19 protein-coding genes are annotated in these 20318 nt (G+C 48.2%); 14 read left to right on the forward strand and 5 right to left on the reverse strand.

Translation table 11 applies throughout. The features are described 5' to 3' along the window. Window positions 1-224 precede the first annotated feature (224 nt). The 6 genes from OXN25_04875 (at window position 225) to OXN25_04900 (ending at window position 7422) form a co-directional block, all read left to right on the forward strand. Window positions 225-1352 carry a Gfo/Idh/MocA family oxidoreductase gene (locus tag OXN25_04875; GenBank protein ID MDE0424184.1) on the forward strand — a complete coding sequence of 376 codons (1128 nt, stop codon included), beginning with the start codon at window positions 225-227 and terminating at the stop codon, window positions 1350-1352. Window positions 1353-1395: 43 nt separating this feature from the next. After that, window positions 1396-2076 carry an O-methyltransferase gene (locus OXN25_04880; GenBank protein ID MDE0424185.1) on the forward strand — a complete coding sequence of 227 codons (681 nt, stop codon included), beginning with the start codon at window positions 1396-1398 and terminating at the stop codon, window positions 2074-2076. Window positions 2077-2327: 251 nt separating this feature from the next. Beyond that, window positions 2328-3341 carry a hypothetical protein gene (locus OXN25_04885; protein MDE0424186.1) on the forward strand — a complete coding sequence of 338 codons (1014 nt, stop codon included), beginning with the start codon at window positions 2328-2330 and terminating at the stop codon, window positions 3339-3341. Between the two features lie 256 nt (window positions 3342-3597). Beyond that, a complete protein-coding gene (locus tag OXN25_04890; GenBank protein MDE0424187.1) occupies window positions 3598-4554 on the forward strand; it encodes a hypothetical protein in 957 nt (318 codons plus the stop codon). Next, the gene (locus OXN25_04895; GenBank protein MDE0424188.1) at window positions 4551-5669 is read left to right on the forward strand and encodes a tetratricopeptide repeat protein; all 1119 of its coding nucleotides are present in this window, start codon (window positions 4551-4553) and stop codon (window positions 5667-5669) included. The genes OXN25_04890 and OXN25_04895 overlap by 4 nt, the downstream gene beginning before the upstream one ends. A gap of 103 nt (window positions 5670-5772) precedes the next feature. After that, window positions 5773-7422, forward strand: a complete 1650-nt coding sequence (locus OXN25_04900) for a CRTAC1 family protein (protein ID MDE0424189.1) — start codon at window positions 5773-5775, stop codon at window positions 7420-7422. An 80-nt stretch (window positions 7423-7502) separates the two neighbouring features. Here OXN25_04900 and OXN25_04905 read toward each other — a convergent pair whose 3' ends face one another. The 4 genes from OXN25_04905 to OXN25_04920 form a co-directional block, all read right to left on the reverse strand. Further along, entirely contained in the window at window positions 7503-8021 is a 519-nt protein-coding gene (locus tag OXN25_04905; GenBank protein ID MDE0424190.1) for a hypothetical protein, read from the reverse strand. A 210-nt stretch (window positions 8022-8231) separates the two neighbouring features. After that, a complete protein-coding gene (locus OXN25_04910) occupies window positions 8232-9599 on the reverse strand; it encodes an MATE family efflux transporter (GenBank protein ID MDE0424191.1) in 1368 nt (455 codons plus the stop codon). A 159-nt stretch (window positions 9600-9758) separates the two neighbouring features. Next, on the reverse strand, window positions 9759-10658 hold the full coding sequence (locus OXN25_04915) for an alpha/beta hydrolase (protein MDE0424192.1): 900 nt from the start codon (window positions 10656-10658) through the stop codon (window positions 9759-9761). Next, window positions 10655-10999 carry a ribbon-helix-helix domain-containing protein gene (locus OXN25_04920; GenBank protein ID MDE0424193.1) on the reverse strand — a complete coding sequence of 115 codons (345 nt, stop codon included), beginning with the start codon at window positions 10997-10999 and terminating at the stop codon, window positions 10655-10657. The genes OXN25_04915 and OXN25_04920 overlap by 4 nt, the downstream gene beginning before the upstream one ends. A gap of 230 nt (window positions 11000-11229) precedes the next feature. Between OXN25_04920 and OXN25_04925 the strand changes: the two genes are divergently transcribed. The 5 genes from OXN25_04925 (at window position 11230) to OXN25_04945 (ending at window position 16649) form a co-directional block, all read left to right on the forward strand. Beyond that, window positions 11230-11484, forward strand: coding sequence for a hypothetical protein (locus tag OXN25_04925; protein ID MDE0424194.1), 255 nt, complete (start codon window positions 11230-11232; stop codon window positions 11482-11484). Between the two features lie 53 nt (window positions 11485-11537). Then, window positions 11538-13031: an alkaline phosphatase family protein gene (locus OXN25_04930; protein MDE0424195.1), complete on the forward strand. Its 1494-nt coding sequence runs from the start codon at window positions 11538-11540 to the stop codon at window positions 13029-13031. A gap of 158 nt (window positions 13032-13189) precedes the next feature. Further along, complete coding sequence (locus OXN25_04935; GenBank protein MDE0424196.1) at window positions 13190-14377, forward strand: RNA polymerase sigma factor; 1188 nt, start codon at window positions 13190-13192, stop codon at window positions 14375-14377. A gap of 621 nt (window positions 14378-14998) precedes the next feature. Continuing rightward, window positions 14999-15772, forward strand: coding sequence for a nucleoside phosphorylase (locus OXN25_04940; protein ID MDE0424197.1), 774 nt, complete (start codon window positions 14999-15001; stop codon window positions 15770-15772). Between the two features lie 43 nt (window positions 15773-15815). Further along, window positions 15816-16649 (forward strand): phytanoyl-CoA dioxygenase family protein, encoded by an 834-nt coding sequence (locus OXN25_04945; GenBank protein ID MDE0424198.1) that lies wholly within the window; start codon window positions 15816-15818, stop codon window positions 16647-16649. On the opposite strand, the gene OXN25_04950 is transcribed toward OXN25_04945, so the two are convergent. Further along, window positions 16646-17446: a hypothetical protein gene (locus OXN25_04950; GenBank protein ID MDE0424199.1), complete on the reverse strand. Its 801-nt coding sequence runs from the start codon at window positions 17444-17446 to the stop codon at window positions 16646-16648. The genes OXN25_04945 and OXN25_04950 overlap by 4 nt on opposite strands. A gap of 251 nt (window positions 17447-17697) precedes the next feature. On the opposite strand from OXN25_04950, the gene OXN25_04955 reads away from it, so the two are divergent. The 3 genes from OXN25_04955 to OXN25_04965 all read left to right on the forward strand — a co-directional run bounded on the left by OXN25_04955 (window position 17698) and on the right by OXN25_04965 (window position 20267). Next, the gene (locus OXN25_04955) at window positions 17698-18327 is read left to right on the forward strand and encodes a class I SAM-dependent methyltransferase (protein MDE0424200.1); all 630 of its coding nucleotides are present in this window, start codon (window positions 17698-17700) and stop codon (window positions 18325-18327) included. 84 nt (window positions 18328-18411) lie between these two features. Further along, the gene (locus tag OXN25_04960; protein MDE0424201.1) at window positions 18412-18540 is read left to right on the forward strand and encodes a hypothetical protein; all 129 of its coding nucleotides are present in this window, start codon (window positions 18412-18414) and stop codon (window positions 18538-18540) included. 107 nt (window positions 18541-18647) lie between these two features. Continuing rightward, a complete protein-coding gene (locus OXN25_04965) occupies window positions 18648-20267 on the forward strand; it encodes a VCBS repeat-containing protein (protein MDE0424202.1) in 1620 nt (539 codons plus the stop codon). Window positions 20268-20318: the final 51 nt, after the last annotated feature.

Here is a 20318-nt window from a genome sequence, read left to right on the forward strand (position 1 = left end):
TTCGCTCATTTGGATTTTAATCTTCAATAGTTCAAATTTGCTTAGACACCCCGATAATCCATCCCTTCTTTTATTCAACCGTCCCCATGACTCTTTCTTCAATTTTTTGTTGAATTCTGGTGCTGAAGTTGCTATGATAGAGGCAAACGAAGCATATATTTTTTTGGGCAAACAATATAAGGGCAAGGACAAATTGCGCTTTAGTAGCACGATTTGGAGACACCATGAACACTTATCGTATAGCAATTATCGGCTTGGGCGGCATGGGTGGAGCGCATGCAGAAGCAGTAAAGTTAGAAACGAACTGCGAACTCGTCGCCGGTGCAGAAATCAATCCAGAGCGAGCAAAGGCGTGGAGCGAACGGTTCGGGGTCGAAGCCATCTATGACGACTACGAAAAGATGCTCGACGCACAGCAGCCCGACATCGTTATCGTTCCAACGCAAGCACCCATGCACCATCCCCCGACAATCGCAGCGGCACAGCGTGGCATCCACGTCTTCTGTGAAAAGCCGACTGCTTTAAACCTTATTGAAGCCGACGAGATGGTCGAAACCTGCGACCGACACAACGTCAAGTTTGCCATTAACCACATCAAACGCGCCAGTCCATATAACCGTCACGTTCTTTCATTAATTGAAAAAGGCGAGATCGGCGATGTCGTTGTAATGAAGGCAACAGATAAAGGCGGACGCAAGGTAGGTAATTCGCTCATGGAGATGGGCACGCATCTCTACGACTGGTTGCGTCTTTTCGCGGGCGATGTCGAGTGGACACACGCACACCTCGTGCAGATGGACGGTCGCGAATCAACCGTTGACGACATCAAACACACACAAGAGGTTCACGCATTTGACCGCGACGCGGGACTCGTCCTTGGGGAGCGTGGACACGCTGCTTTCCGTTTCAAGAACGGCATTCATGCGGATGTGCAGTTCCTCGCGCAGCCCGAAACCAACGATAACGCCTACGGTATCGACATTATCGGGACTGAAGGCAGAATTGCCATCCGAGAGAGTGTCGGCACGACGATGTTTATCCACAAGGGACAACACAAAACACCCGCAGAAGCGTGGGAGCCGGTGCATCTATCCGCTGAAGACCTTGACGAAGAAGGTAACCCACGAGATAAAGCCTCAATACGGTTGCTATTGCAACGTCTCATGCTACGCGATCTCATCGAAGCCATTGAAGAGGACCGGGACCCCTTCGCGAGTGGTAGGGATGGTCGTGATTGTCTTGAAATGATACATGCGACATGGGAATCACATCGGCAAGGAGCTCGGGTCCCTATGCCACTCACGCCACGTGAACACCCGCTTGAACGCTGGAGAAAAGAAGAAGGCATCTAAAAAATAGGCGAGGTTAGAAAAACTCGTCAGCAAGGAGTAATTTATGCAACGTTTGGATATTCTTCACCCGTCAATCGACGACTACTTACTCGGCATCATTCCTGAACGCGACGAAGTCCTCACAGAGATGGAGGCACACGCACGCGCAAATCGTTTCCCTATCGTTGGACCGCTCGTCGGACGCGTTTTGCATCAGCTGGTATTGCTTACCAATCCAACGCGGATTTTCGAGATGGGTTCAGGTTTCGGCTATTCGGCGTATTGGATGGCAAAGGCACTGCAAAAACCGGAAGCCTCTATCATCTGTACCGATGGATCGCAGGAGAACGCCGATCGCGCAGCGGGATATCTTGCGCGCAGTGGTATCGCAGACCGCATCGACTATCGCGTCGGCAACGCCCTTGAAATCATCGACGATACCGAAGGCGAGTTTGACATCATCTACAACGACATCGACAAAGACGGGTATCCCGAAGCGTTTCGGAAAGCGATTCCGCGACTCAGGAGTGGTGGGTTGTTTATTACGGATAACATGATTTGGGGTGGACGCGTCGTCACGCAGGAACCCGGTAGTGCTCCAGAAGGACTTAACGAACAGGAGCAGTGGTTCCATGAGGCTACGATCGGTGTTAGAGAGGTAACGCGGCTGCTCTACAGTTCGCCTGAGGTATTCACGACGATTATCCCGCTCCGTGATGGCGTTTCGGTTGCTTTAAAACGTTAATGGCAGTCAGCAACTGCTATAGCCATTAAAAAACTTGACTTTTATTTTCACATACCATAGAATTGCCACAGAAGCCATCTGGTAATTGAGGCATCTCAATATCCTCACAACGACACGCGATGGCAACTATCCTGTCCGTTTGTCTTACCGACGTACCTATTGCTTGCGAAACCCAGACATCAAGCATGTCTTTACAAAAGGCTGAAACGTCTTTGCCTTTTAGGACAAAGATCATCCATAGGAGGTTTACAATGTTTTTTCCAAACAAACCATTATCTATAAAAGCCAATCTATTTACTATCGCTTGCTGTGTTTTATTTACACTAACCACATTGCCAGTAATGGCACATTCAGGTGGTGAAGTAACATCGAAAAAAACCGAAACGCCTATCACGATTGACGGCATGCTTGATGAAGCAGAATGGGACGCAATATTTCAAGAAGCTTCCCCTCTGCAAGATATTGTCGTAGACCCGCGCGATCCGAAACATAACCAAGACTGGTATCAAATTATTCCGGGTGGTGGTGCAGGTGCCGACACAAACGACGGTGGGCTCCGTGTCAGTCGCGGGAAATTCGACGGTGACGACGATTTCTTGGCGCGTTGGGCGACGCTGTGGGACGACGACTACCTCTATTTCGCGTTTGATGTGACCGATGATACCACACACGCTTATGCCAACGATCTCGCCACTCGGACTGGAGACATTGACGGGATATGGTTGCTGTTTGATACCAAGCACGATGCCCCTGTATTCGAGTTTCCACACCACGAGTTTGAAACGAGACACGTCGCCAACAACAGCAGTTATGAAGCGGACGACCACTATTGGATATTTGCCCCTTTAACGACAGACGGGATTGGGGCATGGGCACAATCCTTGAGCGCCGGTTTGGATCCAGAGTTAGGCGAACCCGCTAACGGACACGTCGCCGGTCAGAAAACAGGGTCAGGTTATTCCGCTGAGATGCGTCTTCCTTGGTCGATTTTTGAGCCGTTTTTCGGTGCAGCCCTCGCGCCTACAGACGGTTTGGTCATCGGATTCGACATCACAATCACAGATATTGACGGGGACGCTCCCGGCACGTATGCCGCACCGCTTGGTGGCGCAGTTGCATGGTCGAGCGATTTTGAAAACGATAATAGCCCGGGTGTACTCGGCGATCTCATGATTTCCACTGAGGTTGTCGGCAGTGCAACTTCTGTTGACCCCGAAGGCAAATTGCCATTGAGATGGGGTGAGATCAAACGCGGTTACAAATAGTGGTCTGTCCACCTTGGATTTAAGGGTTAGTTTGTAGTAGTGCGATTCATCACACGTCCCGAACGGGCAATGAATTGCCCTACTACAAACGGACTTGCCCCTAATCTGAAACTGGAGAGAACAACAGTCCTTGATTAACCGCTATCTCCCTTATTTTTCCTACGCAGAAAATGGGTGGAAACCTTATTCCCCCTTAACATTCTAAGACAATTCAGCATAAACCTTTCCAGAAACTTGAAAAAAGGAGGGTAACTTCATGAAATTCACGATTCACGCTCAAAAAACGCTCGGTTTGTTTGTCGCAACACTTATTTCAATCTGGCTAATCCTCCTCACAACAGATGGGTTTGCGCATTCTGGTGGAGAGGCAATTAGTGCACCGAGGAGAGGAGACATCACTATTGATGGCGACCTTGTAGAATGGGAGATCGTTAGAAGCCTCGCGCAAGAGATTACCACAAAACCGCAGGATTGGTATCAAATTGTTGCAGGCGGCGGTGCCGGTCGCAACACAAATAAAGGTGGGGACCGTGTGAGCCGCGGACAGATCGATGGCGACGATGATCTCCATGTTACATGGATGACCATGTGGGATGATGACAATCTCTATTTCGCCTTTGAAGTCGTTGATGACGATATCAACGAGTTAGATCCACCTTTTGCAGCACGAGACAGCAGGAATTTTGAAGGGTATTGGCTCTGTTTTGATACGAAACACGATGCCCCGACCAAAAAATTCGGAAACAAGAAATTTGATACCGCTGCTATTGCCGCGATTAGCACTTACGAACCGGATGATACCTATTGGGAAATTGCACCGTTGACGGCACGCGGTGCAGGTGCTGCATTTCAAAGAGACGGTCAAGTCGAGGACCTGGAGCTCAACAGTCCAGCAAAGGGACACATCATGGCGAAAAATGATGGAGGCAGCTACACTTTTGAGGTGCGCATGCCTTGGAAAATATTTGAACCCTACTACGGAAAACGGATCAAACCGGAAGACGGTGATGTCATCGGATTTGACATTACGGTAATGGATATTGATCCTGTCTACGATCCACCACAAGGTGGCGCGATGGCGTGGTCGAGTGATTTTGAAAATGACAACAGTCCTGGCGTGTTGGGCGATATAATTTTCAGCACGACCGCTGCTGTCGATCCGAGTGGCAAACTCCCTGTGACTTGGGGTCAAATCAAGCAATCACATCAATGAGACATCTGTTCCTAACCGCTTTTATCCTTTTTTGTTCAAGCTTCACAGTGAGTGCCCAACGCTCCGAACTGTTGCTACAGCACTATCGACAAGCGGAGATGTTTGTCAACCAGCAACGCTTCGATGAGGCACTCCGCGAATATCAGAAGGTCATCGAATTAGATCCCACGTTGCCGCAAGCATATCTCGGATTGGGCAACATCTACCTCGCTCAGTTCAAGTTTGACCTTGCGCTGGAAACGTATACACAGGCGATTGAACTGAAGTTGCCATCGCCAGAGATACACTGTAATCGCGGCATCGTCTACACTAAACAGGGAGAGTATGAGAGGGCAATCGCCGATTTTCAGCAGGTGCTGGCAATTAACGCCGATTACACACCAGCAAGATTTGAACTCGGCTTTGTCTATCAGCAGATCGGCGAGTATGAGAAAGCGGTTCTCGAATATGAGCGTGTGCTCCCGCACCGTCAGGGAGACCTCGCGCTTCACCACAACCTCGCTCGCTGCTACTTCCGTCTCGGACAGGTTGAAGCGGCAGCGCAGCAACACGAGATTGCACAGCAAATTCGGAAATTTCAAGACACCTTCGATGCAGCACAGCAGAAAATTCGTGAAAAACCGGACGACCCTGACGGTTATATGGCACTTGCGAAAATCTACGCAGACCACGGGCAACCCCAAAAAGCGTTTGAGCAGTATAAAGCCGCGATCCTCAAAGATGCCTCTCTGATGGAGGCTTACGATAAAATCGCCGCACTCTATATTCAGAATCAACAGGGCAGTAAGGCGGTTACCGTCTACAAAACCGCAGTTGGTGTTAATTCGGGATATATCAAAGGACATCTGATGCTCGGTCTACTATATCAACAGTCCGATCAGCCAAACGAATCTGCGCACCATCTGGAAATCGCCCGTCAACTCGCTGAAAAAGCGACTGAAATGACCCCAAATGCGCAAAATCTCAACATGCTCGGCGCGATTTATCTTGCCATGAAAGATTATAATCGGGCTGAAGCCACTTTTCAGAAGGCTCTTAAACTGACACCCGATAACAAACAGGCACAAGCATACCTTCATCAGGTGCGCGAGGCGAAAAAGAAGGAGTCAGACTAATCTTGAGGTGATTCCAACAACCGTCAGTTATTAGTAAAAGAGACTTTCGGTTAATCAAACATCTCTTTGCTGACTGCTAATGGCTAATCGCTGACAGCCTATTATGCGCTACACAATCTGTCTATTTCTCACAACCTGTTTAATTAATGCCTTCTGCTGGGCGGATACCGAAGGTAAAATTTCATTTACTGCTGTCACAGAAGAGGCAGGTATCCAGTTTCAGCACGTTGACGGCCGGAGCGGGCAGCGGTATTTTTTGGAAACGGTTGGATCGGGTGTCGCTTTTTTTGACTATGACGACGACGGTTTGCTGGATATATATTTCGTTAACAGCGCAGATTTGCCCGGCTCTCATTCACCTACACTCCCCACCAATCGACTTTATCATAACAACGGCGACGGCACTTTCACGGATGTCACGGAACAAGTAGGCGTTGGAGATACCGGTTACGGTGCGGCTTGCGCTGCCGCTGACTACGACAACGACGGCGATCTGGATTTATATGTGACGAATTTTGGTGCGAATGTGCTTTACCGAAACAACGGCGATAGCACTTTCACGGATGTCACACAGTACGCCGGGGTCGGAGACAACCGTTGGAGTCTTGGCTGCGCCTTCGCCGATTATGACAGCGACGGCTTTGTTGACTTGTACGTCGCTAACTACATCGACTTTGACTTTGAAACGCATATCAACTGCACACAAAAAGGCGTGGCGACTTACTGCCCACCGGAAAGCTTTGAAGGTTCACCAGACACCTTATATCGCAATAATGGCGATGGCACGTTTACCGATGTCACCACCACTGCCGGAGTCTATAATAAAGACGGAAAAGGGATGGGAGTCGTGTTCGGGGATTACGACAACGATGGAGACGTAGATTGTTATGTCGGCAACGATGCCGGGGAGAATTTTCTCTATCACAACAACGGTGATGGGACATTCACAAATGTCGGCTGGATGGCAGGCGTGGAGGCTGACGAAAACGGGAACGTACAGGGAACAATGGGGGTCGATTTTGGAGATTATGACAATGATGGCCGCTTAGACCTCATCGCCGTCAACTATCAGCAACAACCGAATGCCCTCTATCGCAACGATAACGGCAGCTTCTTCACAGATGTATCGTTTGTGGCGGGTATGGCTGAGAGTCTCCCCTATGTCGGTTGGGGTGCCGATTTTTTCGATGTAGACAACGACGGGGACAAAGACCTGCTCATCGCCAACGGTCATCTTCAAGACACGGTCGAACAATACGACGACACAACGACCTATCCGCAGCAGAACTACCTCTTGATTAACAACGGACAGGGACGCTTTGTTAATGTCTCAATGAAAGCCGGAAGTGGGTTACAGGCACGCGAGGTGAGTCGAGGTCTTGCCACTGGGGATTACGATAACGACGGTGACTTGGACGTGCTAATCTCCAACGCCAATGATACCCCGCAACTCCTTCGCAACGATAGTGAAAATCACGGCAATTGGATTCTGATTCATACGATTGGGACGCGGAGCAATCGGGCAGGTATCGGCGCACGGGTAAAAATTCAGACCGGCGATTCGATTCAGATTGATGAAGTACGGGGTGGGTCGGGTTATCTCTCTCAAAACGACTTACGCCTGCATTTTGGCATCGGTACCCACAAACGCATCGACAGTATTGAGGTGAGCTGGCCCAGCGGGGTCGTGGATACAATCCGAGATGTCGTGCCCAACCAGATACTCACGATTACAGAATCAGCGACGCAGTAACTCCATTAGCTCTTTGTCGTGATGGTATCGTACCTCACAAGTGGTATCGAAAATCATCGTTGCACCACCTTCACAGGTAATCACTCGTCCTCTACTGCTACCGGTTCGGCAAGAAGTCGACCGAGGTTGCCAACATCAGCAATGACAACTTGAACCAGAAACTTATATTGACTGCCTCGCGTGAGATTGCCAATATATTCTGTGCCATCGTCAATGATAATAAGAGTATCACTGGTGAGGTCATTGTTCACATCTGCAATCACTACACCGTCATCGTTGGTGGCAATCACAAAAGCCTCAAGTTCTACATATTCGGCGTGATATGTGTCGGTATCCGATAGGATTGTAGAAATGGTTGTATCAACAGCCAATTCCTCAAGTGTTTTCCCGGTTACCAATAAATCCACACAGACCTTATCTAAGGCGATGTAGTACTGTGTTAGGTCACCCAGTAAATAGTCGTAACAGCCTGCGACCTCGCCAACAACTTCGTAGGTGGGTCGGTCCAACTGGTCAAGAACAACATCTAATCTACTTTCAGCGCAACCGAGTGTGAAAACAGTCACGATAACAAGTAGTGAAAAAGTGAAAAGTCGCATTGTGTCTCTCCAAAAGTAGTTTTCAGAGAGTATAGCACATCCCTAAAAACAATAATAGTGCTATGTTGAAATACATCGAAATCAGGACTGTATTTTAACAGGGGTTTTCACGAAGGTTTCACGGAGCTTCATGAGGCCCCTTGATTTCATTGGGTTTGTGATTTTAGATTTGTGCGTTCTCCGTGAAATCGGTTTTTGGTTATATTTTATTTAACGAATTGGACTGACGACGCCGCGCTTTTGATTTTTCCAGTTGCCGCGCGTGAACCAGTACCCTATCAGGAGACATTGTACAACGTTTGATACCGCAATCCCCCACCAAATCCCCGTGAGTCCTATCAACTGGGAGAGCAGAACCACCAATATCAATCCAACCCCGAACTGAGAGAGTCCTGTAATCGTCATCGGGGACTTCGTATCTCCAGCACCGTTGAGCGCACGCCCTAAAACACTGGCGACAACCATGAACGCAAACGTCGCTGCGAGATACCGCAAATACACATTCCCAATCTCAATAACTGCGGGGTCGTTCGTGAACCAACCGACGAAGAACTGAGGGATCGTGAATAAGAAGATGCCGATAAACGTAACAACCGCCGCTGCTAAGACACTTCCTAAATGCGCTGATTTCTCGGCACGATCAATTCGGTTGGCACCGATATTCTGTCCAACCATCGGTGCTGTCGCGTTTGAGAAGGCAGTCCCAAAATGCATAACCAAGCTACGTAACCGCATACAGATAGCGTAGGCAGCAACGGGATTCGTGCCAAAGACAGCGACAATCCGAATAAACAACACGCGTGAACCGTGCCGCAACAACGCCTGCATGGACGTAAAAATTCCCAAACGCATGATTTGACCCCACAGTGAAAAGTTCGGGCGCCGTTGAACATGACGCAGAGAAATCACACTATATCCTCTAAAACAGAGATAAAGAAGGACAACAACGCCGAGACTGCGACCAATCACCGTCGCATACGCCGAACCGACCACGCCGAGTCGTGGAAATCCCCAGATCCCAAAGATGAGCAGTGGATCCAAAACGATGTTAACAACCGAAGAAAAAATTAGGACCACCATCGGTGTCATCGCATCCCCGGCACCGCGAAAAATTGCAGTGAGGGTGCGGGAGAGAAACATCACCACTCCACCCAGCAGCATCACGCGAAGATAGGGAACACCCAACGGAATGACTTCCGGTTCGACACCCATTAACCACAACCCAAATTCCGCTAACGGATAGCCTAACACCCCGATGCCCAACGCACAAACCACGTTAAGCATCAAGGATTGCATGGCAATATCCTCGCTTTCTCTACGCTTCCTGGCACCGATAAACTGAGACACAAGAATAATCGTCCCCGTCGAGATACCGTGTGCCAGAATGCTCACGAGCCGCAGCAAATTCCCACTGACCGCGACAGCAACGAGGGCTCCGGGTCCGAGCCGACCAACGAAAATCATATCAACGATGTTAAACAAATCTTGAAGGAGTTGACTGACAAAGGTAGGGATCGCCAATCGTAGGAGGGCTTTTGGAATGCTTCCGCGCGTTAGGTCGTGCTTGGACGTTCTCATACATTTCCTGCTGATGGGCACCCATAAAGACAAGTAAACTGGTCAGTGGAAAAGGAGTTCTTTGTAGCATAACCTGTTAGGTTGTGCATCGCACTCATACAGACTAACAGTCTATGCCACAAAAGACAGATATATTCATCAATCGGAAATCGTACTACATTATGGCTTCAGATGTTTTTCAAGAAAGGTTTTTGTTAATTCTGGGACTTTTGGATCCTTAAACCAACCGTGACCGCCGCCTTCTACCCTATAAAACTCAACCGGTGCCCCTATCGCTTCGAGAGCGTCTTTCAATAACACGCTCTGGTGATACGGAACAAGTTTATCCTGATCCCCGTGGATAATCAGAATAGGTGGATCGTCTTTGGAGACATAGGTGATAGGATTCGCTCGTGCCACACGGTCCTCATGCTCTTGAATGGGGCCACCGACCAATTTAGACTCTGGCGAATCAGGGGCGTCATGAACCAATCCATCTGGGAGGCGATGCGTGTCCATCTGAAGGAAATCTGTGGGTCCGAAGTAATTGACGACGGCTTGCACCTGACTGGACACTTCCAAGTTTTCACCCACTTCAAATTCGGTTACATCACCGGCTGTGCCGAGCATAGCAACGAGATGACCACCCGCAGAAGAACCCCATGCCGCAAATCGATTCGGATCGAGACGATAGGTTTCCGCATTCGCGCGGATCCACCGCACCGCGGCTTTCACGTCTTCGATTTGTGCTGGAAAGATAGCGTGCTGGCTCAAACGGTAGCCGATACTCGCACCCGCATAGCCCGATTTGAGATATTCCATCGGTGCGTAGCGTTCCTTGCTGCCACCGAGCCAAGCACCCCCATGCACCCAGATGATGAGCGGTAGGTTTCCTCCCGTGTCCGGCACATAGAGATCCAGTTTCTGACGTTCGTGCCCATCGGTAACATAAGCAATATTCCGATGTACCGTTACGCCTTCAGGCACTTTTGGTTCAGTTCGATTTCGTTGCTGCGCCAGCACCGAAGTCCCGACAAGAAAACAGAAAATTAACGCAGCCGCGACAGTGATTCGCGTCATCGACTTTCTCCATTCTGCCCGATAGATTCGGACGCTTTTGTATTTTCGGCAATCATTGCCTCCAGCTCAGTTCTTAAATTTTGAATCTGAGAAATTTTATCTGCCATCTGCTCGAACATCTGCTGTTTGGCTTTGATGCCCTCACTGATCAGAAACGCCGTCGCTTCAGAACGACTGTTAAATTGTCCGGTCTCCACAAGCTCGTCAATCCGATTCAGATTCTCCTCATCGACCCTGACCATTACGACATTATCTCTTTTTCGTTCTCCCTTTTCGCGCTTATGTTTTCTTCTTCTTTCACGGTGTCTTTTTCTCCCGTGTTTTCCTTCATATTCTGACATTGTAAAATCTCCTTTGTTCTTTAAACACATATAACTTAATTACATGTAATTATTATACAACATTACATAATAGATTGTCAAATTAAATTTTGATACGTATAGCACAGGCTAACGGTCTCCTATGCTACAGGGAGTCTATGCTCTCGAATTAGAGAGATTGACACTGCTGACGATTCAGGATATAATAGTTTGTATAAGCACGAAATACTGAAATATGGAGGCATAGCTAAATGACAGCGATGAAATGTGGCAGGTGTGGATCCGAGAAGGTCATGCCTAATTTGAGAATTCGGGATCGCTACGAAGCAGGAATGGGACAAGATGTTGAAGTCGAAGTAGAGGGTAACCCCGATGCTATGATTTTTAAGAAGGCTCACAGAGAAGCGTTGCGCGCAACCGTCTGCGGTGAATGTGGGAATGTTGGCCTCTCTGTCGAAAATCCGAAAGCACTCTGGGAAACTTATACCCAAGGAAAGGATTCATAGTAGAACAAATTTGATTTTTTCCACGCATTATCACGTAGTAATACGGGGGAATAATGGCATCAACCGAACGTTCCTTCAAACGCTTGGTTTTTATTTTAATTGATGGAGCACCCTACACAGTGTTTAGAGGGTTACTTGAAAACGGTGACCTCCCGAATATCAAGAAACACGTCGTGGACCGCGGCAGTTTGAACAAGGCGGTCTCCGTCTTTCCTTCAACAACAGGTCCCGCCTTTCTCCCCTTTTTTATGGGGTTGTATCCCGGCACAGCGAATATTCCGGGTATCCGGTGGTTGTCTAAATCGGATTTTCATTTCCCACACCGTTTCAAACGTCCCGGCATCTGCAGTTATATGGGAATCGACGGGCTCCGTTTTGAAGCCGATTTACCGATAGGCTATCCGTCACTCTTCAATTTCTTCTCACCTGTAAGTAATATTTACAACCTCCTCACTCGCGGGTGTCCGCCTTCTAAAAACCTGACGCGTCGGATTAAATCGTTCGTCTATACCTATGCCCACTTCTCGCATCGGTGGCGATTCGTTAACAAGATCGCTACGCATCACCTACATAAAGCCGTCGAAGCGGGTGACAAGTTTGTGATGTGCCTCTTTCCTGCAGTCGATACCTTTTCACACCTCACAGAGATACAATCTCCACAGGTCCTTCAGACTTACCGAGAAATAGATACGGCGATCGGCAAACTTGTTCATCTTTTGCAAAAGGCGAACACACTTGAGGAAACGCTCATCTTGATTACCAGTGATCACGGAATGACCGACACACATACGCACATTGATGTCCCTCAGCATTTAGATGGCGGCGGCTGGCGATGCCTGCATTATCCAAAGGTTTGGCGACAAGGTGCCGTCTCTGCGAGTATGGTATCCGGGAACGGAATGACACACCTCTACTTCAAAAACAACTCGGACGGAAAGGGATGGGGAACACGTACGCCTTTCGAGAAACTTCAGCAAATGGGTGTCGTTGGTTCACTGATTGAACTGGAGGGATTGGGACTCGTTGCAGGGCAGAGCGAAACGGGGAACATCATTGTTCAAAGCCGAAGCGGACAAGGGAGAATTTCTTGTCACTTGCAAAACAAAACTTGCGAAAATCCACAGCGCGCGGCTATAACTTCTAAATCCGCAGACGCGCTACGCTTCTCCTATCGGTTTACTGGCACAGACCCACTCGGATACGGCATCCACTACAAGAATCTGTCTTCGCGGGACGCGCTACATGAAACATACGACACTCCCTATCCAGATGGAATTGTTCAGTTATGGCAGATATTCAAGAGCCAACGCACCGGAGATTTGGTCCTCAGTGCCGAGAGCGGTTACGACCTACGCGCCCGCTATGAAGTCCCAGAGCATCACGCGACGCACGGTGCCTTAATAGCGGAACACTTAAACATTCCACTTGCCACGAATTATCCAATCGTCGAACCGTACATCCGTTCTGTCGATGTCTTTCCGACAGTGTTAAGCCTCTGCGGACACACCATCGCGGAGCAGTATATTGATGGAAGGGTCGTCAAGTAAACCTATCCGTTATTTTGAATCCACTATCCTTCTCTCCAGAATTATGCACCTTTCTTCACCTAACTCGCGTCATTATATAGTGACGCGGACGGAGCAAAAACACTCGCTCCTACAAAAAGAAAATGTGGACGGAATAATAGTCTTTCTGGAGATGTCTGATGAAAAAAGACGATGTTAAACTCATCCAGCGTATACTTGCGGGTGACGAGAAGGCTTTTGAGAATTTGATTCAAAAGTATCAACGGCAGGTTCATGCCCGGGCGTTGCGGAAAATAGGGGATTTTCAGATTGCCGAGGATATTACACAGGAGACTTTTCTGCGAGTTTACCAGAAACTTGACACGCTAAACCATCCAGCACAGTTTTCAAAGTGGCTATATGCGATTGTAGATCGCCTTTGTATCGCATGGTTCCGAAAAAACCGACTACAAATCAGGTCGCTGGAAGAAGTTCACATCTCGGAAATAGAGGGAGCGGCGTACTCTCGGTATATCGCAACGGAACATGCAAAAGCGACTACCGAAGTGCAACGCGATCTCGTCAAAAAACTGCTTGCGGAATTGAAGGAGAGTGACCGCGAGGTTATCACGCTCCACTACTTTGAAGAGATGACCTCTTCAGAAATAGGCGAGACCTTAGGGGTCTCAGAGAATACGATTAAGAGTCGGATCCGTCGTGCAAGGCAACGATTAAGGAAGTATGCATTTATGATCCGAGAAGCACTCGAGATTACAACCGAAGGGGAACATTACACCCAAAGCCAATTAGAAGGAGAAACGACCATGACAAAGGAAGTCAGAGACGAATCCAAACTTAGGGCAAGTCTTGAAGAAATGCAGCGTCAGATTGCCGATTTGCAGGAGCAACTTCAGGTTATCGCAGATGAATCGGATGCCTTTCTTAAGGCTGAGAAACGGGAAGCGGTATCAACATTATGTCGGCTCCCCCAGAATGGTGAGGAACCTATTGCGTGGTGTTATGGGGGTAGTTACCGCACCACCGGCGGAAAAAAGTCAAATCGCTTCTCGCTCTGGACCACCAGTGTTGATAATTTTTTATCAAGCGTACCGGATGCCGAGATTGCGAATCTTGCGAGTCTCTTCACAAATCCCACCATCGTCGCTATTTTGAGACAACTCGTAGAAGGGAAAAAATCGATTGAGGACCTTGCAAAGGGATGTGATGCCTCAGTGCATGAGATCGAAAAAGCCGTAGAGATGTTAATCGATGCGATGTTAGCGGCTCGTGGAGAGGACAATTGCATCGAACCTAAACACGATGCTGTGTTCTATTTCCTGAACTTCGTGGGTATGACAAGGGTCCATCTGAACCCAACAGACCACTAACCCAACAATGCTCATCCCGCTGGCGAGGTTTCCTACCTCGCCGATTCCCTTTATAGCCCATTATTATGTGAGTTTAATCTTGGGTTCTGCCGACTTAGTGTAGCACAAACTGTATGAAGATTAATTATTTAAATCGGTAATTCTTTCCGGAGGTTTCCCCAACTTGTTAGGGACGCAGGGCACCGAAACACTCCCGAACAAGTTCGGGCTTCCAAATATTCGGATATTACCGAATTATTTTCTTAAACTTCATTTATGGTAAACCTTAGAATTAATTAGACATTCAGCACCAGTGCGGTTAGAAACCGCACCTACCGGGGTGGGGTAAAATGTCTGTTTATTTTTCAGGGTTCCCATAGTTTGTGTGGTGCTAAGTGAAATCAGCGGTATCGCAAACTAACAGTTTGCGGTACAAGGACTTTTTACCAAATCCAGATTCATTGTAAAATCTACTACGGTTTTCACAAGGATCGAACGGCTAATCTTACGACTTGACTTTGTCAGCCAGATTTGTTATTATTCTAACAATCAATTTTGGTAACATACGGTTCAAACGACCTTTAATTCGCGCTGCAATACCACTTATTATTCGATACAAAACTCTCAACGTTCCAAATAACCATGCCAATACCGAATTTCCCGAGCAAACATAAATCGACCCCCATTATCACACCACAAGAGCACGTTGCCTATTTCCGGAAACAAGGCTTCATTCCCGATTTTCCTATTCCCGAAAGTGTCATTTTTTGTTATGAAGGAAATCTGCTTGAGCGTATTACCAAGGTTGAAAATGTTGAGCAGGTTCATGGGGTAGGTGGCGGATTCTATCTACTGACCGAAACTGACAATCGCGTGGCAGTTAGCGGCAATAACGGCATCGGTGCCCCTGGTGTCTCAATGCTCCTCGAAATTTGCATAGAACTCGGGGTCAAGCGATTTATCAATGTGGGGATTGCCGGAGGCCTACAAAAAACCTCTCATATTGGCGATGTCGTTGTGTGCACCAGTGCGATTCGTGATGAAGGCGTTTCCTATCACTATTTGGAAGACCCGTTAGCACCTGCGATGCCGTCTAAAAATCTGACAGCTGCACTTATGAAGACACTTGAGGCTGATGGCACTCCTTATACACAGGGACCAACTTGGACGATTGACGCTTTTTTCCGCGAAACAGTCGCAGAAATTCAGCACTATCAACAGGAAGGAGTTGTCACAGTTGAGATGGAAGCCGCCGCTCTATTTGCTATCAGTACACTGCGTGGTGTTGATATGGCATCAGGATTTGTCATCAGTGATTCGATAGCAGAACTGGTATGGCATCCACAAATACTCGCCCAAGAAACACACAAAAGTCTATTTCGTTTGTATCAGGCGGCACGCGCAACCTTACAGTAGCACACTTGCTTAAATATTAAACGCTAACACCAAAGGAAACCAAATGGGAATACTCACACAAGCACATCGCGACCATTTTGATGAATACGGCTATATGGTCATCGAAAACGCCGTCCCCACTGAACTTTGCGATGCGGTCATTGATGCGATTTTTGCGTTTTTGGAGATGGACCCTTCAGATCCAAATAACTGGTATCGCGCCCCGCATAAACCCGGCGCAGGTATGGTCGAGATGTACCAACACCAAGCCATGTGGAACGTCTATCAATACCCACCGATCCATCAAATCTATACCGAGGTATACGGTACCCACCGGATTTGGGTTCACCCCGACCGCGTCAATATGAAGCCGCCGAAACATCCTGACCATCCTGAGTGGGACCATAAAGGGATGTACCACTGGGATGCCGACACCTCAAAACTGCCCGTTAGATTCCACACACAAGGTGTCCTGTTTCTGACAGACACGGCTGACAATCAAGGGTCTTTTGTCTGTTGGCCCGGGGCGCACAAGTCGCTGATTGACGAGGAAAACCCATGGGTGCCAGAACTTACGCCGGAAATATATAGGGAAAAATTCATACAGGTACCAGCGAAGGCAGGTTCCCTGCTTATATGGCATGTCGCACTTCCGCACGGCAACGGTCGTAACACCTCTGACAAGCCCCGACTGGCACAATACATGAACTTCTATCCGGTTCCCGAGCCGATGGATGAAGAACGACGACAAGAACGTATCACACTCTGGCGGGAACGGAGAGCCTTGGGGCGTGGTCCCTGGCCGGGCGATCCACGCGGTTGGGAAGCGAAAAACTATGGACCCGCGGAACTGACACCCCTGGGACGAAAACTATTGGGACTCGATCTGTGGGATTAATACTTCTTAATCATGCCCCAACTTGTGGCTAATTTCCCTTGTGGGTCTACACCGAGTGCCGCTTGCAATCCGTTGTCCATGATTGCCTTAATCTGATCTTCACTCAAATCCACATTGAAGATAGCGACTTCATCAAAGAGACCGAACATAAACTGGTGGTGCGCCAGGAAGTCCCCCATGTTCACTTCCTGCGCCTCATCATTCGTGTCCATTGCTTGATCGGTGCCTTCTTTGGTTTGAAGTTCACCGTCAACATAGAGATCATGGTCTTTCACAGCGTCTGAACCTTTGGGAAAGACCACCGCCATGTGATGCCATTCCTTATCACAGACGTCGTCTGCCCCGTAATTCTGCCCTCCCGCAACTTCAACCCTCAAGTTGCACTCGGCACCTCTCAGATGCGACCGGATGTAGTACTTTTCTCCCGTCAGGTTCGGTCCCCACTTCACCCACGAATGCTCTCGTGTGTCCCCGGCTTTAAACCAGAAAACAGTCGTCCGAGGGTCCGTGCCACCGATTCCAGCGTAGCCGGTAACAACCAAATTATCGTCACTGCCATCGTAATCCAGGCAGGTTCCGAACACACCTTTGACGTATTTCGCTCCAGAGATGTCCCCATCTCGACCATTTTCAGAGATATCTTTAGCAACGGTGCCTTTTCCTTCGTCAAAGAGATAGGCGACTTCAACAGTTTTTGGATCAAGCACAGCAGCATGGCTGCTACTTGCAACCAACAGTCCAAAAGTGATGACAATCAACCCAATTAGGACGGATCCGCCGCAACTTCTAACACTCATCTCTATTTGCCTCCTATGCGAAAATAGGACTATATTTTCAACCCCAAACCCTATATTTCGACGTAGGGGTGGGTGCCTTTTTGTAGAAAATGAATTATAGCAAAACTCGCAAAAATGATAAAGGAAAAAGAAACAACAAGCAATCTCTTGACAACCAGAAGACCGCACGGTATAATAATTCGCAAGTAATTCCCAATGCCAAAATCTCAGAGGGAAACGAGAACAAATCAGCTTAATTCATACAACCCAACATGAACAACATCCAAAACGCCTACAACGACTGGTCAGCAACTTACGATTCTGACAAGAATCGCACGCGGGACTTAGATCAGGCCGTCACCGAGAAAACACTCGCAAATTGGCAGTGCAAATCAATCCTTGAACTCGGCTGTGGAACGGGAAAGAATACTTACCTTTTGTCACAAATCGGTGAGAACGTTTATGCTCTCGATTTCTCAAAAGGCATGATTGCTCTCGCCAGAGAAAAACTGAAGTTCAGCAATGTGACTTTCTCGCATGCCGACATTACACATCCGTGGCATTGCGATAACGCGTCCGTAGACCTCGTCGTCTGCAACCTCGTCCTTGAACACATAGAAAACCTCCAATTCATATTCTCAGAGGCATTCCGTGTATTGGTTCCTGGCGGTCACTTCTTCGTCTCTGAACTGCACCCTTTCAGGCAGTATCAAGGCACACAAGCAAACTTTCAAACAACTCAGGGAACCACAGAAATTCAGGCATTCGTGCATCACATCTCAGATTTCCTGAATGCCGCCACAACCAATGGATTCCGCCTCAAGGAATTCAAGGAATGGTGGCATGAAACAGATCAAAACAAACTGCCAAGACTTGTGTCTTTTATGTTTGAAAAAAAATAATGCAAAAAAATTTGACAAAAGAAAAAATACATGATATACTTAACAGTGTAAAGTTAAATGACTCTGTAAATAAAGGGTAAAGCAATGGGTGTTAAAGAACGGAGAGCCAGAGAAAAAGAACAGTTGCGGCGGCAAATTCTTGTTGCAGCACGTGAGCTGTTTGTCAACGATGGGTATGAGATTGACACAACGATTCAGGGTTTGCAGGCATAGAATTTAACACTATTTGGCGCAGGTCGCCTCTATTTTTTCCTATAAAGTTAACACTGTTCATTTATTTATCTTTGTTAACATATTGAAAATCTGAAAGGAGAATAAAAATGCAAAAGCAAAACCCATTTCATACTTTTCTTATACTGGTCTTCAGTGTCCTTCTAACGGGATGTTCTGGTCTGCTTAGCAAAAAGGTTGGTTCAATGGCATCCGCTTCCGTCGAATTCACTTTCGAGCAGCACGAGATCGATACGGGTTCGACGAAACATCAAACTATTTTAACAGGATTTTTTCTCGGCGGTGATTTCGCGGAACTTGCTGTGGTGAGCAGTGACGAAAATGACAACCGGCACTTGCACATCTACGCGTTCAACGACAGCGTTTGGGAGTTGAGACTTGACGCAACGCTGCGTCCCGAAGTGTTGTTCGTCGATGTCGTAAATATTGGTGGACGCGATCGCTTAATCACCTACGAACATGGACACCTAAATTGGTTTGATCCCGACTCGGCAGTGGAACGTATGCTGGTTGAGGTCACTACGACCTACAAGGCAACAAATGACGGTGGAATTCCATATATTGACATTACGCACGATGTAAACCGGGACGGTCTCAACGACCTGGCAGTACCCGATATTGACGGTTTCTGGATAGCCACGCAATTGCGTAACGGTTCGTTCACCCCTCCGATAAAACTCGGACCGCCTGACCCTTTCCTCGACAAGATTGCTTTAGACGATAGCCGCAGCTACCGCGAGGTAGGGATAAATGCCTTGACTGCCCTCTGGTATCTGAGCCGTCTCCACCAAATGGATTATGACCTCGACGGACGCAGCGATCTCGTGTTCTGGAACGCCGATCATTTCGATGTTTATCGCCAGGATGCCCGCGGAATGTTTTCCAGGGTGGCGGAGACTTTCACTGTAGACATCCCATTTGACACCGACGGTGCCTACTCAATCGCCTTTGATTTCAAGGACGAGAATATGTTCTCACTCATCTCTGGCTTCAGAGAGAACACGAAGCGGAGGGTGCTGCGTGGATTCCAAGATTTGAACGGCGACGGCGTTGCTGACTTTCTGATTCACTCACTACAGGGACGGAGCCTCGGAAAACAGCACAGCGTGTACGAGGTGCATCTCGGCGCACCAACACCCGATGGGACGGTGTTCGCGCAGGATGTTAGTATGACAATCCAACCGCGAGGAACCGCTGGTGGATTGCTGCCTTGGGGCTATTCATCGCAATGGTTAGAAGATTTCGACGGAGATGGTGAGATCGACATTCTGTTCAAAGATGTTCAGACCGGACTTATCGGAATGAGCCGCGCGATGCTCGGCAAGTCGATTTCAATAGATATCGAATTCTATCGCATGGAAAATGGAGTTTATCCTCACAAACCCACTACCACGCGTAAAATTAGACCTGCACTTGACCCCTTCGAGCCGCACAGAGTTCTCTTTCCAGTCGTCCTGCTGGGCGATGTGAATGGCGATGGACGCTCAGACCTACTGGTCGGCAAGGCCTGGGAAGAACTGCACGTCTTTCTTGGTGTCCCGGGACCGGAACTGTTAGCGCAGAAACCGCAAAAGATAGCAGTTGCTATGCCCAACGACGAACGAAATGCTCGACTCGTGAACCTCAACAAAGACAACAAACAAGACATCCTCGTGTACTATCCATCAACGACTGAATCCCATAGGTTAACGTTGTTGATCGCCCGGTGATAGCACCCACACGCTAAAGCGTGGGGCTTCGGTTTCGTAGACAGTGCGGTT

Source organism: Candidatus Poribacteria bacterium, assembly GCA_028820845.1.
Lineage (GTDB): Bacteria > Poribacteria > WGA-4E > WGA-4E > WGA-3G > WGA-3G.